The sequence below is a fragment of the Cellulomonas chengniuliangii genome (assembly GCF_024508335.1).
GTDB lineage: Bacteria > Actinomycetota > Actinomycetes > Actinomycetales > Cellulomonadaceae > Cellulomonas_A > Cellulomonas_A chengniuliangii.
In genome coordinates this window covers 1,046,960-1,063,531 of sequence record NZ_CP101988.1, presented here as the reverse complement: position 1 = coordinate 1,063,531, position 16,572 = coordinate 1,046,960, and the positions used below count along the sequence as shown (strand labels likewise).

Genomic DNA, 16,572 nt, shown 5'->3' with positions numbered 1-16,572 from the left:
GTCCGAGACAACCTCGAGCGCAGGGCGACGCAGCGTCCCGCGCCCCGAGACGCCGCCGTGCGGGCTCCCGGGATCGGGGACGCGGGGGCGTGTCATGTGGGCAAAACAGAAAGAGCCATCCCCATAGGGGATGGCTCTTCCTGAATGATGTTCCGGCGGCGACCTACTCTCCCACACCCTGGCGAGTGCAGTACCATCGGCGCTGAAGGGCTTAGCTTCCGGGTTCGGAATGGGACCGGGCGTTTCCCCTTCGCTATGACCGCCGTAACTCTATGGAGATATGAATCTCGGGATGATTCCCGTTCGTATCTCGGGAACCGCACAGTGGACGCGTAGCAATGTAGTGTGGTGAAGTCATCGGCTTATTAGTACCGGTCAGCTCCAGCAGTCTTTCGTCCTGCCTTCCACATCCGGCCTATCTACCCAGTGGTCTAGCTGGGAGCCTCTCGGGGCACTAGTCCCCATGGAAACCTCATCTTGAAGCAGGCTTCCCGCTTAGATGCTTTCAGCGGTTATCCCTTCCGAACGTAGCCAACCAGCCGTGCTCCTGGCGGAACAACTGGCACACCAGAGGTTCGTCCGTCCCGGTCCTCTCGTACTAGGGACAGCCCTTCTCAAGTTTCCTGCGCGCGCAGCGGATAGGGACCGAACTGTCTCACGACGTTCTAAACCCAGCTCGCGTACCGCTTTAATGGGCGAACAGCCCAACCCTTGGGACCTACTCCAGCCCCAGGATGCGACGAGCCGACATCGAGGTGCCAAACCATGCCGTCGATATGGACTCTTGGGCAAGATCAGCCTGTTATCCCCGGGGTACCTTTTATCCGTTGAGCGACGGCGCTTCCACAAGCCACCGCCGGATCACTAGTTCCGACTTTCGTCCCTGCTCGACCTGTCAGTCTCACAGTCAAGCTCCCTTGTGCACTTGCACTCGACACCTGATTGCCAACCAGGCTGAGGGAACCTTTGAGCGCCTCCGTTACATTTTAGGAGGCAACCGCCCCAGTTAAACTACCCACCAGGCACTGTCCCTGGTCCGGATGACGGACCGAGGTTAGATATCCAGAGCGACCAGAGTGGTATTTCAACGTTGACTCCACCGACACTGGCGTGCCGGCTTCACAGTCTCCCACCTATCCTACACAAGCCGCACCGAACACCAATACCAAGCTATAGTAAAGGTCCCGGGGTCTTTCCGTCCTGCTGCGCGTAACGAGCATCTTTACTCGTAGTGCAATTTCGCCGAGTTCGCGGTTGAGACAGCGGGAAAGTCGTTACGCCATTCGTGCAGGTCGGAACTTACCCGACAAGGAATTTCGCTACCTTAGGATGGTTATAGTTACCACCGCCGTTTACTGGGGCTTAAATTCTGAGCTTCGCCTTGCGGCTGACCCGTCCTCTTAACCTTCCAGCACCGGGCAGGCGTCAGTCCGTATACATCGTCTTGCGACTTCGCACGGACCTGTGTTTTTAGTAAACAGTCGCTTTCCCCTGGTCTCTGCGGCCGTCCACGCTCCCCCAGCAAGTGGGATCACGCTTCGGGCCCCCCTTCTCCCGAAGTTACGGGGGCATTTTGCCGAGTTCCTTAACCACGATTCTCTCGATCGCCTTAGTATTCTCTACCTGACCACCTGAGTCGGTTTAGGGTACGGGCGGCTAGAACCTCGCGCCGAGGCTTTTCTTGGCAGCATAGGATCACCCAATCATCCCGCATTCGCGGTCACCATCAGTTCTCAGGCTATGTGAGAGGCGGATTTGCCTACCTCTCGCCCTACAACCTTGGACGTGGACTACCATCGCCACGCTGGGCTACCTTCCTGCGTCACCCCTGTTAATGCGCTTACCTACTGCCGGCTCGGGTCGCGCGCTCCCCCGCCCGGTGTCCCCGAAGGGACGATGGACGGCTTCGGGCGCTTAGCATCACCGGGGTCGGTATGGGCGGTTCTTCGCCGGTACGGGAATATCAACCCGTTGTCCATCGACTACGCCTGTCGGCCTCGCCTTAGGTCCCGACTTACCCAGGGCGGATTAGCCTGGCCCTGGAACCCTTGGTCATTCGGCGGACGGGTTTCTCACCCGTCTTTCGCTACTCATGCCTGCATTCTCACTCGTGTGGCGTCCACCGCTGGGTCACCCCGCGACTTCACTCGCCACACGACGCTCCCCTACCCATCCACACGCCTGAACCACGAAGGCTAAGCTATTGTGTGAATGCCACAGCTTCGGCGGTATGCTTGAGCCCCGCTACATTGTCGGCGCGGAATCACTTGACCAGTGAGCTATTACGCACTCTTTCAAGGGTGGCTGCTTCTAAGCCAACCTCCTGGTTGTCTGTGCAACTCCACATCCTTTCCCACTTAGCATACGCTTGGGGGCCTTAGCTGGTGGTCTGGGCTGTTTCCCTCTCGACTACGGAGCTTATCCCCCGCAGTCTCACTGCCACGCTCTCACTTACCGGCATTCGGAGTTTGGCTAACGTCAGTAACCTTGTGGGGCCCATCGGCTATCCAGTAGCTCTACCTCCGGTAAGAAACACGTGACGCTGCACCTAAATGCATTTCGGGGAGAACCAGCTATCACGAAGTTTGATTGGCCTTTCACCCCTAACCACAGGTCATCCCCTCGGTTTTCAACCCAAGTGGGTTCGGTCCTCCACGCGGTCTTACCCGCGCTTCAACCTGCCCATGGCTAGATCACTTCGCTTCGGGTCTAGAGCACGCGACTGTATCGCCCTATTCGGACTCGCTTTCGCTACGGCTTCCCCACACGGGTTAACCTCGCCACGTACCACTAACTCGCAGGCTCATTCTTCAAAAGGCACGCTGTCACCCCTGCTAGGGAGGCTCCAACGGATTGTAGGCACACGGTTTCAGGTACTATTTCACTCCCCTCCCGGGGTACTTTTCACCTTTCCCTCACGGTACTTGTCCGCTATCGGTCACTAGGTAGTATTTAGGCTTAGCAAGTGGTCTTGCCGGATTCACACGGGATTTCTCGGGCCCCGTGCTACTTGGGATCCCCCTCGGGAGGCCACGTCATTTCGTCTACGGGGGTCACACCCTCTGTGCCGGGCCTTTCAATGCCCTTCGACTATAACGCGGCTTTCTGACTCCCTGCTGATTCGGCAGAACCAGCTGAAAGGTCCCACAACCCCGCACACGCAACGCCTGCCGGCTATCACACGCATACGGTTTGGCCTGATCCGCTTTCGCTCGCCACTACTCACGGAATATCTCTTCCTGTCGGTACTGAGATGTTTCACTTCCCGACGTTCCCTCCACACACCCTATATATTCAGGTGCGGGTCACTGGACATGACTCCAGCGGGGTTTCCCCATTCGGAAATCCTCGGATCACGGTTCGTTTGCCAACTCCCCGAGGCTTATCGCAGGCTACTACGTCCTTCATCGGCTCCTAGTGCCAAGGCATCCACCCTGTGCCCTTAAAAACTTGACCACAAAATTCTACAAAGATGCTCGCGTCCACTGTGCAGTTCTCAAGCTACGAACGATCCCCGCGCTGACACCGGCGCCTACCCAGAACTGGGCGGTTCGACCGATCACACGGACCCGTATCCAGCCACCCCACCGCAACCCATCCGAAGACGAGCCAGCGGGGCAACCCGAGACAACAACCTTCCGGCTGTTCCCTCAGGACCCAACAGCGTGCCCAGCCGACCCGATCAGACCCCCTCGTGTTCCAGACCCGGGCGAACCCGAGACGTACTAGAAGGAGGCCAGCGCGAAGCCGGCCATAGTCGATGTTCCACCCTTGAGCTCCACCCCCGGCTCGTTCGGCCAGGGACATGGGCCTGGACCCGGCCCCCGAAGAGACCTGGCCAGATGCTCCTTAGAAAGGAGGTGATCCAGCCGCACCTTCCGGTACGGCTACCTTGTTACGACTTAGTCCCAATCGCCAGTCCCACCTTCGACGGCTCCCCCTCTTGCGAGTTGGGCCACCGGCTTCGGGTGTTACCGACTTTCGTGACTTGACGGGCGGTGTGTACAAGGCCCGGGAACGTATTCACCGCAGCGTTGCTGATCTGCGATTACTAGCGACTCCGACTTCATGGGGTCGAGTTGCAGACCCCAATCCGAACTGAGACCGGCTTTTTGGGATTCGCTCCACCTCGCGGTATCGCAGCCCTTTGTACCGGCCATTGTAGCATGCGTGAAGCCCAAGACATAAGGGGCATGATGATTTGACGTCATCCCCACCTTCCTCCGAGTTGACCCCGGCAGTCTCCTATGAGTCCCCGGCATGACCCGCTGGCAACATAGGACGAGGGTTGCGCTCGTTGCGGGACTTAACCCAACATCTCACGACACGAGCTGACGACAACCATGCACCACCTGTACACCGACCTTGCGGGGAGCACATCTCTGCACTTTTCCGGTGTATGTCAAGCCTTGGTAAGGTTCTTCGCGTTGCATCGAATTAATCCGCATGCTCCGCCGCTTGTGCGGGCCCCCGTCAATTTCTTTGAGTTTTAGCCTTGCGGCCGTACTCCCCAGGCGGGGCACTTAATGCGTTTGCTGCGGCACGGAACTCGTGGAATGAGCCCCACACCTAGTGCCCAACGTTTACGGCATGGACTACCAGGGTATCTAATCCTGTTCGCTCCCCATGCTTTCGCTCCTCAGCGTCAGTTGCGGCCCAGTGACCTGCCTTCGCCATCGGTGTTCCTCCTGATATCTGCGCATTCCACCGCTACACCAGGAATTCCAGTCACCCCTACCGCACTCTAGTCTGCCCGTACCCACTGCAAGCCCGAGGTTGAGCCTCAGGTTTTCACAGCAGACGCGACAAACCGCCTACGAGCTCTTTACGCCCAATAATTCCGGACAACGCTTGCGCCCTACGTATTACCGCGGCTGCTGGCACGTAGTTAGCCGGCGCTTCTTCTGCAGGTACCGTCACTTTCGCTTCTTCCCTGCTGAAAGAGGTTTACAACCCGAAGGCCGTCATCCCTCACGCGGCGTCGCTGCATCAGGCTTGCGCCCATTGTGCAATATTCCCCACTGCTGCCTCCCGTAGGAGTCTGGGCCGTATCTCAGTCCCAGTGTGGCCGGTCGCCCTCTCAGGCCGGCTACCCGTCGTCGCCTTGGTAGGCCTTCACCCCACCAACAAGCTGATAGGCCGCGAGCCCATCCTTGACCGATAAATCTTTCCAGACGCTACAGATGCCTGTGCGTCTCGTATCCGGTATTAGCCGCCGTTTCCCGCGGTTATTCCAGAGTCAAGGGCAGGTTACTCACGTGTTACTCACCCGTTCGCCACTGATCAGACAGGGCAAGCCCTGTCGTCACCGTTCGACTTGCATGTGTTAAGCACGCCGCCAGCGTTCGTCCTGAGCCAGAATCAAACTCTCCGTAGATGTCTCATGGCACCCCACCACCGAAGCGGCAAGGAAACCGACACACGAAACAGCCCCACCCGAAAGCAGGGCCAGTTAATTCGGCTGATTCGAAGACGCCACCCACGGGGTGGACAACGCCTCCATGTCAACCAAGACTCACCAACCAGCAACCCCCCACCAAAAAGCGGGGAACCACCAGACGATGAACCATCTTGGCATCGACTACTTGGCACACTGTTGAGTTCTCAAGGAACAGACGCGCATCCGTTCGGGCCTTGCAACCCGTCTGGAGGCAACCGTTCTAACTTAGCGGAGTCGCTTCCCTCCGTCAAGTCCCTCTTTCGAGGGACTCGTGGGAGGAGACTCGTCTCCACCCCGCGCCACAGTCTCACGACGGACGAACCGCCGTGATCATGAAGTGTGGGTGGCTGCTCCGTCGAGCGGCCACCGAGGTTCTTCCCTTGGTGTCCGCCTTCCGCCCGGAGGCAGCCGTTGAAACTTAGCCGAGCCGCTTCCTTCCGTCAAACCCGCTGTTGCCAGCTGATCTGGGGTGGATACTGCGCCTCCGCCGGGCATCTCTCCTCGACCGCGATCGTGTCGCCGTCGTGGATGACGCCCTGGTGGCCGCTCCGCGGGACCGGCCTCCGAGGTTCACTCCTCGGTGTCCGTTCCTCCCTGCCGGGCGACGTCCAGAACATTACGAGCGCCCGGCGCCGAGCGTCAAGCGAGCGACCCGTGATCTGAGTCACGAGGGCCCGGCGGCCACGGGAAGGCCCCGGTGGGCGCGGATGCGCGGAGGGCCGGCCCCGCGTGATGACGCGGGCCCGGCCCTCCATGCACGACGACGCGCTGCCGTCGGTCGGTCAGTACAGGGCGTTGGCGAGCGACCGCCGGGCAGCGACTACCCGGGGGTCGTCCCCGCCCACGACCTCGAACAAGTCCACGAGCCGCTGGCGGACCGACTCCCGCTCGTCGCCCGCGGTGATCCGCACGACGTCGATCAGGCGGGCGAAGGCGTCCTCCACCTTGCCGCCCAGCACATCGAGGTCGGCGACCAGGAGCTGCGCCGCGACGTCGGACGCGTCCGCGGCGGCGGCGTCGCGGGCAGCGGCGAGATCGGCGTCGCGGGTCCGCTCGAGCAGGCCGACCTGGGCCAGCCCGGCGCGCGCCATGTCGTCCCGGGGGTTCTCGCGCAGGGCCTGGGCGTACGCCTCCTGGGCGGCCGCGAGGTCGTCGCGCTCGATCGCGTCGAAGGCAGCCTGGTGCAGAGGCGGCAACGGCGGCTCCTCCTCCTCCTCGGGGGCGTCAGCCGGGGCCTGGTCGGCCAGCGGCGCCGTTCCGGTGATCCCGTTCGCGGCGGCGGCGGCGAGCACCTGGTCGAGCACCCCGCGGACCTGGTCGCCCGGGAGCGCGCCCTGGAACAGCGGCAGCGGCTGGCCGGCGAGCACGGCGACCACCGTCGGCACCGACTGCACCTGGAAGGCCTGCGCGATCTGGGGATTCGCCTCCACATCGATGCGGGCCAGCAGGAATCGCCCGCCGTACTCCGCGGCGAGGGCCCCGAGGTCGCGGGCGAGGCCGGTGCTCACCTCGCTCCAGGCGGCCCACAGCAGGGCGACGACCGGGAACTGGGTGGACGACTGGACCAGTGCGGGGAAGTCCGCCTCGCCGACGTCGACCACGTAGGACCCGGCGGCCGGGGGGCCGCCTGGCGCGCCGGGCGGCGGGGTGGACGGCCGCGCGAGGGCGGAGAGGTCGATCGCGCCCCGGACGTCGAGGGGCGGGCGCTGGCTCGGCGGCTGGCTCATCGTGGGTTCTCCTGCGTAAGCGTCGAGTTCACTCGCCGGTGACGGCGGTGAGTGCGTGCTCGGCGGCGAGCACCTGGACCTGGGGCGTCACCGAGCCTGCGGGCGGCACGTAGAAGACGATGACGTCTGACCACGTCCTGGACAGATTCTTGCCGACGCTGGCCTTGCCAGCCAACGCCACCTCGAACGGGTCGGTGAGCGTGAGGCTGCCCTGGCTGATCGCGAGGGTGGTCACGGTGCTCATCTCGGCGACGACGAGGGCCCCGCCGTCCGCGGTCGACAGCGCGATCACGTCTCCCACGGGCGTGTAGGACTCGGCTGCCGTGCCGACGGCCTGCACGCTCGCCTGCGACTCGGCCCGGCGGCCCTCGATCGTCGTGCGGAAGAAGTCAGGGCCGAAGGTCGCCGCGTGCGGGGAGGCGTCCCCGTTGGTGAGCACGTCCGCGTACAGGCCCATCAGGTCGGCCGGCTTCACGAGCAGCGACTCGTCGTCGAGGGCGACCGGCTGGCTGCCCAACGCGATGTCGGCAGTCGGCGGCATCTGCACACCGCCGCCCAGGCGGGCCCACCCCCACAACTTGTACGGCTCACGGGGCGAGGCCTGCTGCAGCACCAGGATGCGCGGGGCCTGCAGGTCCTCCGGCTGCTCGGTGACCACCAGCTGGGTCCGGGGCCACTCCGTCGTGTCGGGGACCACGCTCGACTGGGCCGTCACCGGGAGCGCCGTGGGCGGCTTCGCGCCGGCGGTCGCGCTGGCGCGCACGTACTCCGCGCCGCGCATCGCCAGCGCCGGGCCGGAGACCCGCTCAGCCAGTAGCGCGGGGTCGAGGGCGGCGTCAGCCTGCCCCAGCACCTCCCCCAGCCGTTCCAGCACGGTCTCGGACTGCGCGGCGGTGAGCACCGGGGGCGCCACAGCCTGGGCCGGCTCGGGGGCGGGCTCGGGCAGCGAGCCCGAGCAGGCGCCGAGCGCGAGGCAGCCGGCCAGGACCACGGCGCCTGCGCGCGCGCGGCGGATGGGGGACGTCATCTGCGCTCACTCTCCTCCGGGTCGCGGCCCGGCTCGTCGTCGGCCGGAGCCGTCTCCCCCGGAATGCCCCACGCGCGGCGCCAGGCATCGGCCCGCGGCGCGGCGCCCTCGGCGGCGCCGACGTGCGACCACGTCGGCTGGGGGGTCGTCACCGGCCACGCGGTACCCGCGGCGGGCCCTGGGCGGGCGGCGGCATCGTCGGGGCGCGCGCCTGTCGGCGGCACAGGACCGCGAACAGGCTCGGGCGACGCCTCAGGTCGGGAGCCCCAGCCCATCGACCGTCGGCCGTCGCCTGCCCCACGCCGGAGCTCGGCGCGGGACGTCGGCCTCGCGGGACCGTCGGCCTGGGCGGCGACGTGCGGCTCGGCGGGGACGCCCTCGGGCGAGGGCACGGGACGCTGGCGCTCGGCCCCGCGTGACACCCACCGGCTGCCGAGCGTCGGCAGGTCGCGTCGGCGCCGCGACTCCTCGGGCGCGTCGGACGCCGCGCCCGAGCCGGGCGCTGGGCGCGCGCCCGGTCCGTTGACGTGGGCGGGGGGCGGCACCGACGCCGCGGCGGGCGCCTCGTCGGCAGGGCGGCCCTGCAGCCACGACGGCCGACGAGACCGGTCCGCCGACGGGGCCTCGGGCGAGCGGGGCGCGTGAGGCGCGGCGGACGAGGCCGCGGCTGGCGAAGGCGCGGCGGGCCGTGCCGGGCCGGCGTCGACCTCACGGCGACCAGGCGCCGCGCCCCAGGGCGTTCCCGCGGGCGTCGCCGGGCTCGACGAGGACGCGGGAGTCGACGGGGAGGACGCCGAGGTGGCGCCGGGCCGGTCTGCCCATGCGGACGGCTGCGCGGAGGGTGACGCGGCGGGGGCCGACGGGCCGGGACGAGTCGCGGCCTCGGAGGGCTCCTGGCGCTCGTCTCGGGCGCGCACGCCCGGACCGGCGGCCTGGAGCTCGCGCAGCTGTCGGCGCGTCAGCGCGGTGGGGGCCTGCGAGCCGACCGTCCCCGTGACGGCCGGGATCGCGCCGGTGTGCACCGGGTGCCACTCGGCCTCCGTCGCCCCGCGACGGCCACGGCGCCACTGCCGCACACCCAGCAGGATCCCGACGACCAGCAGAAGCCCGCCGACCGCGAGGGAGGGCACGAGCCACGGGGTGGTCACGGTGCGCGGCCAGGACAGGGTGAGCGTGGGGGGCTCGGATCCGACGCTGGCGACGAGCAGGCTCCAGCGCCCGGGCTCGTCGGTCCACGTCAGCGTGGCGGAGCCGTTGCCGCTGGCCTCGGCGACCCACAGGTCGGAGCCGCGCGGGTCCGCCGCGGGCACCGCCGGCTCGGCGGCGGCCTCGTCCGCTGGCGCCGCCTCGACGCCCTCGGCCGGCGGGGCCTCGGGCTCTTCGGCGACGTCCTCCGCCGTCGGGGCCGGGGTCGAGCCCTCGACCTCCTCGGTGCGGAGCTGGTCCCAGGCGGCGAGGCCGGTCACGCGCAGGTGCGCGTCCTGCCCCACCCAGCCGGCGACGTCGGTGTCGCGTCCGATCGCGATGGCAACGGGGGTGTCCCCCGATGCCTCGACCGTCACGGTCACCGGGTCGCCCGCCATCTCGAGCACGCCGGGGTCGGCGACGAGCAGCTGGGTCCCGTCGTCGGGCGTGGCGGTGGCGACGAGCACGTCGTCGCCGCGCCACACCGTCGCGGACGCGACGCCGAGGCCCATGACGAGCAGGCCAAGGGCGCTAAGAACGGCGGCAGTTAGTCGATGGAGCACGCAGGATCCTCCCGGACGTCGACGGCCAGGGTAGACGAGAGCGCTGAGGGCGACCGGACGAACCCGTCACAGCCGGACCTGGCTCGCCATCCGCCGCCGTGTGGAGGGCTCGCCCCGAACCGGCCAGTATCCTGGCGCCCGGACTACCGGCCGACCGCGCCGAGCCTTGATCGAGGCCGTCCCGGAACCGGCGCTCGAGCGCCCAGGAGGATCCCCGTGGCAGAGGACCGTTCACCCTTCCCCGTCGTCAATTTCCGCGGCTACGAACGGGCGCCGGTCGATGCCCGTATCGAGGCCCTCGAGAAGGCTCTGGCTGACGCCCGTGCCCAGGTCGAGGCGCTGGACTCCCGCACCATGCAGGTGTCCGGCGAGCTCTCCGAGGCGCACCGTCAGCTCCGCGAGGCCGAGCGCCCCACGTACTCGGGGCTCGGGTCGCGCATCGAGCACCTGCTGCGTTCGGCCGAGGAGCAGTCCTCCGACGTCGTCCAGCAGGCGAACGCGCAGGCCTCCGACGCGCTGGCCCGCGCCAAGCTCGCCGCCGGCCAGCTGCGCGCCCGCGCCGAGAACGAGGTCGCCGAGCTGCTCGCCACGGCCCGCCGTGAGGCGGAGGAGGTCCGCAGCACCGCGAACACCGAGGCCGAGAGCGCCCTCGCCGCCGCCCAGCGTCGCGCCGAGGAGCTGGTCGGCTCCGCTGAGCGCGAGGCCGCCCGCATCCAGAGCGCGATCACCACCGAGGAGAGCGAGCGCCGGAGCACCCTCGAGCGCGAGCTCGGGACGCTGCGCGCCACCGTCGAGCGCGAGGCCACCGAGCTGCGCATCTCGACCGAGCGGGCCGCCACCGAGCTGCGCACCCGCACCGAGGCCGAGACGAGCGCGGAGCGCGCCGAGGCCGAGCGGTACGCCGAGGACCTGCGACAGACCGCCGAGGCCGAGACCACCGCGCTGCGCCAGCGCGTGGACGCCGAGCTCGCGACGCTGCGCACCGAGGCCGAGCGGTTCGCGGCCATGCAGCGATCGGTCGCCGCCACCGAGGTCGCCGAGGCGCGCCAGGCCATCGCCGCCGAGGTCACCTCCCTGCGCGCCGAGGCCCACGAGTACGCCGACAACGTCCGATCGAAGGCCGAGCGCGAGTCGACGGCGCTCGAGCAGCGCGTCGCCGCCGAGGTCACCGCGCTGCGTGCCGAGGCCGAGCAGTACGCCGGCTTCGTGCGGGCCAGCGCCGAGCGCGAGACGGGCGAGCTGCGGGCCGCGACGGCGGACGAGGTCGCCGCCGCCCGGTCCGAGGCCGAGCAGTCGATCACCTCGATGCGCCTCGAGGCCGAGCACTACTCGGTCGAGGTGCGCGCCCAGGCCGAGCGCGAGACCGCGGAGCTGCGCGAGCGTGCCGAGCACGAGACCCAGCACCTGCGGGCCGCCGCGGAGCGGGAGAGCGCCGAGCTGCGCGACACCGCCCAGCGCGAGGCCGCCGAGCTGCGCGAGCTGACCGAGCGGGAGACCGCCGAGCTGCGCGAGACCACGCGTCTGGAGGTCGAGCGCATGCTCACCGAGACGCACCGCACGGTCGCGGAGATGACCGCGTCGGCCAAGGCCAGCGCGGACGCGCTGGTGCGGCAGACCGAGGAGGCGCTGACCGACGCGGAGCTGTCGATCGCCGCCCGCCGGGAGGCCGCCGAGCGCTCCGACGCCGAGCGCCACGAGGTCGCCCGGCAGGAGACCGAGCGCCTGGTCCGGGACGCCGAGGCGCATGCCAGCGAGGCGGAGCAGCGGGTGGCGCGGGCCCTCGAGCAGGCGGAGAAGGTCCGCGTGGACTCGGAGTCGCACGCCAAGGAGCTGCTCACCAACGCCCGCCGCAATGCGGACCGCGTGGTCGCCGAGGCCCGGGAGCACGCCGAGAAGCAGCTCTCGGAGGCCATGACCGAGGCCGAGCGCGAGCGCACCTCCGCGCAGCGCCAGGTCGAGGACCTCAACCGCCAGCGCGAGTCCATCACGTCCTACCTGGACGAGCTGCGGAACCTGCTCGGCAACGACCCGGTGCCCACCCGCAAGACGCTCGAGCAGGCGGAGAAGGCGGAGGCGCAGTTCGCCGCCCAGCAGAGCGACAAGCCGGCCGGGTCCCGACCCGACGCGCCGACCCCGCCCAGCACCGGGACGCTGCGCAGCGTGCGGCCCGTCGGCAAGGTCCGCCCGGCGCCGGTCTCCGCTGCCTCCCAGGCGGCGCCCCGCGACGAGAAGCCCGCGGGGGGTCAGGGAAAGGCCGCCGCGAAGGCCGAGGCGGCCCCCGACGCCGCCCCGGCGACGCCCGCTCCGCAGAAGGCCGCGGCTGACGCCGAGGCCGCCCCGAGCGCGAAGGCGTCCGCGGCGAAGGGCTCCGGGCCCGCCAAGGAGCCGGCGCCCGCAGAGGGTGGCGCGGCGCCGGCAGCCGTGTCAGGGAAGTCGAAGGCGGGCACGTCCGACCCGGCTCCGTCGGGCGACGCGTCCCAGGCCTGACCAGCGCGAGGAGCAACGAGATGAGCACACCGGACCCGGCGAGTTGGCGTGAGCAGCGGCGCGAGGCCGCCGCCGTGCACGCGGAGGCGCTCGAGCGCCGCCAGCTCGCCGAGTCCGCCCGCGCCCGTGGGCTCATCGCCGAGTTCGTCAGCGAGGCGCAGGCCCGCGGTGTCGAGCCGACGCCGCTGCGGGCGCGGAGTTATGACGGGCGGCACCGCTACCGCACCGACCTGCGCGGGTGGTACCTGCGCCGGGACGAGAGCGTGGCGGTGGGCGACGACGGCGAGTTCTACGTGCTGAGCGTCCCCGCGTCGCTGCGGTCCGCGCTGCGCGGCGCCTCGGTGCCCCCGCGTGACCCCCCGCTGGTCATCGGCGCCGGCGGCAAGGACGGCGAGTCACTCGACCTGCCGGTCGCGTTGGCCCGGGCGCTGGGCGACGACAGAGCCGGCTGACGGCCGCTCAGCCCTGCTCGACCAGCGCGTCGACCCGCTGCGCCAGGTCGCCGAGGGCGGCGCCGACGGCCGACGGGTCCTCGACGGCGGTCATGTGCCCGCTGCGCACCACCACGACGAACTGGCTGGCGGCCAGGGCCTCCGCCATCGCCTCGGCCACGGCCGGGGGCGTGACCTGGTCCTCGTCGCCGACGAGCACCAGTGCGGGGCCCTGGAAGCCCGCGAGCAGGCCGCTGCGGTCCGGCCGTGCGGCCATCGCCCGCTGGGACCACGCCACGCCCTCGGGCCGCTGCCCCGCGATCCAGGCGGTCAACGTGTCGGCGAGCGTCGGGCGGGACGCCCGGGTGGACTCGCCCAGCAGCGTGCCGCCCATGGGCAAGACCTCCTCGACGGCGCCGGCCATCTCGACGGCGTCGGCGATCCGGAGCCGGTTCGCGCGCGCGTCGTCGTCGTCCGCGGTGGCCTTGGTGTCCAGCAGTCCGAGCCCGGCGACCAGGCCGGGGTGGCGTTCGAGCAGCGCGAGCGCGACGTAGCCGCCCATCGAGAGCCCGGCGACGACGGCGCTCTCCACGCCCCGGTCGGCGAGGGTCCGGGCGACCGCGTCGGCGGCGTCGTCCAGCGAGGGCGGCGAGGGCAGCGGGAACCCCGCAGAGCCGCCGAGCCCAGGCAGGTCGACCGCCAGGATGGCGCGCTCCCCCGGCGCCTCGGCAGCGGCCGCGTCCCACATGCGCGAGTCCACCGGGAACCCGTGCAGCAGCACCAGCGGGACGGCGTTGTCCGAACCCTGGCGGAGCTCGCGGACCGCGAGCAGGTCGTCACGCACGGGGGCCTCGCCTGGCGTCGCGGTCATGGGGTCTCCTCAGGGTCGTCCGGCCGCCGGGGCCGACGTCGGCAGTCGGTCGCGTCGACGGCCGGCGAAGTCGGGCCAACCGGAGATGCTCATCGCCGACGAGACTATCCGTGCCGGGCCAGGGCTTCGAGTGCGGCCTCGAGCTGCTGGGCGACCCCGTCGTCGTCGTTCGCGGCGCAGGTCCACGACGCGGCGGCCCGCACGGCGGGGTAGGCGTTCGCCACGGCGAAGGACTGCCCCGCCCAGGCGAGCATCGGCAGGTCGTTGGGCGCGTCGCCGAAGGCCCAGACGTCCGCCGGCTCGACGCCGTGGCCCGCCGCCCAGTGCGCGAGGGTCGACGCCTTGGTCACCCCGGGCCCGGTGATCTCCGCCAGGCCCTGGGCCCCGGAGTCGGCGACGATGGCGCGCTCCGCGAGCGAGGCGTGGACCTGGTCGAGCAGCTCGACGGGCCCGAGCCGGGTGGACCGCACCAGGAGCTTGAACGTCGACCCGTCCAACGCGCGCGCCACGTCTCGCGCGGGCGCGGCGTCCCACGGTGGGGCCTCGTCGGCGCCGAAGGCTGGCTCGGCGACGAGCCCGCGGACGCCCTCGACGGCGAAGGACGCCCCCGCGACGGATCGCCGGAGGTCGTCGACCAGCTCGGCCACCAGCTCCGGGCCCATGCCGCGGTCGAGCAGCACGCGCCGCTCGCGCACGTCGTAGACGGCCGAGCCGTTGGCGCAGATGGCGGCGCCGTGGCCGCCGACGGCCGCCCGCAGCCCGTCCACCCAGCGGGGCGGTCGGGCGGTCACGAAGACCACGCCGATCCCGGCCTCCTCGACGGCGCGCAACGCGTCGCGGGTGCGGTCGGAGAGGACGCCGTCCGACCGCAGCAGCGTGCCGTCGAGGTCGGTGGCGATCAGGCGGGGGGCGCGGAGGTGCACGGGCCCGACCCTAGCCGGGTTGTCTGCCGCTGATCGGGGACCCGTGGGTCAACGGGTCGGACGCCGCCGGCCGCGCGCCGCCCAGCAAGCGCTGTGCCAGTGCCGGCGGTCGTCGAGGGCCGCCGCGGGGCCGAACATCCCATCGGCGGCCCAGGCGACGACGTGCGTGGTGCCGGGGGCGACGAGCTGGTCGCATCCGGGGCAGCGGTAGGGCCGGTCGGAGCCGCGCACGTCCTGCACGGTCCACTCGCCGTCGGCCCCGTGCTCGGTGCGGCGCCCGCCGCGCAGGCGGTCAGGGTCCAGGGGGATGTGCTCGGTCCCGTAGGGCCGTTTGGTCGATCGGCGTCCGCTGGGCACCCGTCCATCCTCTCTCACCCGTCTGGCGTCGAGCGCACGCTGCCGGGCACGCAGACGGCCGCCCTCCCCGGTCGGCGGGACCGGGGAGGGCGGCCGGGTCGTGGGGTCAGCCCAGCTCGGGCGCGGACTCGACCGACGGGATGGCGCCGGTGCGGACCAGCTCGGCGTACCAGTACGACGAGTCCTTGCGGGTCCGCTCGAGCGTGTCGTAGTCGACCCGCACGATGCCGAAGCGGCGGTCGTAGCCGTAGGCCCACTCGAAGTTGTCGAACAGCGACCACACGAAGTAGCCGCGCACGTCGACGCCCTTGTCCATGGCCACGCCGACCGCGTCGATGTGGTCGTGGAGGTAGCTCACGCGGCGCTCGTCGTGCACGCGGCCGTCGGGGGTGACCTCGTCGTCGAAGGCGGCGCCGTTCTCGGTGATCGCGAGCGGCAGACCCGGGTAGGCGGCGTGCAGGTCGAGCAGCAGCTCGGTGAGCCCCTCGGGGTCGATGTTCCAGCCCATCGCGGTGTGCGGGCCGGGCATCGCCATCCACTCGATGTCGTCGGTGCCCGGCCACGGGCTGAGCGGCGAGGACTTGTGTCCGTCAGGACCGGGGGTGCCGTCGCCCGGGACCCGCGGCGTCTGCGACTTCCGCACCATGCCGGTCGAGTAGTAGTTGACGCCCAGCACGTCGATTCCCGTGTTGATCGTCTCGAGGTCGCCGTCCTGCACGAAGGACCAGTCGGTGATCTCGGCGGTGTCGGCGAGCACGTCGGCCGGGTAGGCGCCGTCGAGCAGCGGGCCGAGGAAGACGCCGTTCGCGAGGCCGTCGATCCGCCGCTTGGCGTCGATGTCCTCGGGAGAGGTGGACGCCGCGCGCGTCACGTGCAGGTTGAGCGTGATGGACAACTGCGTCTCGGCGCCGACGATCTCACGCACCGCACGGCCGCCGAGCCCGTGGGCGAGGTTGAGGTGGTGCACCGCGGCGAGCGAGTCCGCGTGGTTCTCCCGGCCGGGGGCGTGCACGCCCGAGGCGTACCCGAGGTAGGCCGAGCACCACGGCTCGTTCAGCGTGGTCCAGATCTTCACGCGGTCGCCCAGCGCCTCCGCGACGACGGCCGCGTAGTCGGCGAACCGGTAGGCGGTGTCGCGCGCCGGCCAGCCGCCCGCGTCCTCGAGGGCCTGCGGGAGGTCCCAGTGGTACAGCGTGACGACGGGGTCGATGCCGGCCTCGACGAGCTGGTCGACGAGCCGGGAGTAGAAGTCCAGGCCCTTCTGGTTCACGGCGCCCGAGCCAGTGGGCTGGATGCGCGGCCACGCGATCGAGAAGCGGTAGGCGTGCAGGCCATGCGCCTTCATCAACGCGACGTCCTCGGCCGTGCGGTGGTAGTGGTCGATGGCCACCGCACCGGTGTCGCCGTTCAGCACCTTGCCGGGCGTCGCGGAGAAGGTGTCCCAGATCGACGGCCCACGGCCGTCTTCGGCCGCCGCTCCCTCGATCTGATAGGAGGCGGTGGCGGAGCCCCACAGGAAGTCGGCGGGGAACTGCCTGCCGGACGGGCGCGAGGTGGTCAT

General features: G+C 69.7%; 9 protein-coding genes and 3 rRNA genes. 2 read left to right on the top strand and 10 right to left on the bottom strand.

Translation table 11 applies throughout. From position 1 onward, the window contains the following. Positions 1 to 150: 150 nt before the first annotated feature. The 6 genes from rrf to NP064_RS04945 all read right to left on the bottom strand — a co-directional run bounded on the left by rrf (position 151) and on the right by NP064_RS04945 (position 9,942). A 5S ribosomal RNA gene (gene rrf / locus NP064_RS04970) occupies positions 151 to 267 on the bottom strand. 78 nt (positions 268 to 345) lie between these two features. After that, positions 346 to 3,456 (bottom strand): 23S ribosomal RNA (locus NP064_RS04965). A 397-nt stretch (positions 3,457 to 3,853) separates the two neighbouring features. Then, a 16S ribosomal RNA gene (locus NP064_RS04960) occupies positions 3,854 to 5,377 on the bottom strand. The 16S, 23S and 5S rRNA genes sit together here, the layout of an rRNA operon. Positions 5,378 to 6,222: 845 nt before the next feature. After that, a complete protein-coding gene (locus NP064_RS04955; RefSeq protein WP_227570766.1) occupies positions 6,223 to 7,167 on the bottom strand; it encodes a tetratricopeptide repeat protein in 945 nt (314 codons plus the stop codon). Between the two features lie 28 nt (positions 7,168 to 7,195). Continuing rightward, positions 7,196 to 8,194: a DUF8094 domain-containing protein gene (locus NP064_RS04950; protein ID WP_227570767.1), complete on the bottom strand. Its 999-nt coding sequence runs from the start codon at positions 8,192 to 8,194 to the stop codon at positions 7,196 to 7,198. After that, the gene (locus tag NP064_RS04945; RefSeq protein ID WP_227570768.1) at positions 8,191 to 9,942 is read right to left on the bottom strand and encodes a hypothetical protein; all 1,752 of its coding nucleotides are present in this window, start codon (positions 9,940 to 9,942) and stop codon (positions 8,191 to 8,193) included. Before NP064_RS04945 ends, NP064_RS04950 begins: the two co-directional genes overlap by 4 nt. Before the next feature lie 216 nt (positions 9,943 to 10,158). Here NP064_RS04945 and NP064_RS04940 point away from each other — a divergent pair, with 216 nt between their 5' ends. Continuing rightward, on the top strand, positions 10,159 to 12,429 hold the full coding sequence (locus tag NP064_RS04940; RefSeq protein ID WP_227570769.1) for a coiled-coil domain-containing protein: 2,271 nt from the start codon (positions 10,159 to 10,161) through the stop codon (positions 12,427 to 12,429). 20 nt (positions 12,430 to 12,449) lie between these two features. Then, complete coding sequence (locus NP064_RS04935) at positions 12,450 to 12,881, top strand: hypothetical protein (protein ID WP_227570770.1); 432 nt, start codon at positions 12,450 to 12,452, stop codon at positions 12,879 to 12,881. 7 nt (positions 12,882 to 12,888) lie between these two features. On the opposite strand, the gene NP064_RS04930 is transcribed toward NP064_RS04935, so the two are convergent. The 4 genes from NP064_RS04930 to NP064_RS04915 all read right to left on the bottom strand — a co-directional run bounded on the left by NP064_RS04930 (position 12,889) and on the right by NP064_RS04915 (position 16,572). Continuing rightward, positions 12,889 to 13,731 carry an alpha/beta fold hydrolase gene (locus tag NP064_RS04930; RefSeq protein ID WP_227570771.1) on the bottom strand — a complete coding sequence of 281 codons (843 nt, stop codon included), beginning with the start codon at positions 13,729 to 13,731 and terminating at the stop codon, positions 12,889 to 12,891. A 104-nt stretch (positions 13,732 to 13,835) separates the two neighbouring features. Further along, a complete protein-coding gene (locus tag NP064_RS04925) occupies positions 13,836 to 14,654 on the bottom strand; it encodes an HAD family hydrolase (protein ID WP_227570772.1) in 819 nt (272 codons plus the stop codon). Positions 14,655 to 14,702: 48 nt separating this feature from the next. Continuing rightward, the gene (locus NP064_RS04920) at positions 14,703 to 15,011 is read right to left on the bottom strand and encodes a hypothetical protein (protein ID WP_227570773.1); all 309 of its coding nucleotides are present in this window, start codon (positions 15,009 to 15,011) and stop codon (positions 14,703 to 14,705) included. 106 nt (positions 15,012 to 15,117) lie between these two features. Beyond that, complete coding sequence (locus NP064_RS04915; protein ID WP_227570774.1) at positions 15,118 to 16,572, bottom strand: glycoside hydrolase family 1 protein; 1,455 nt, start codon at positions 16,570 to 16,572, stop codon at positions 15,118 to 15,120.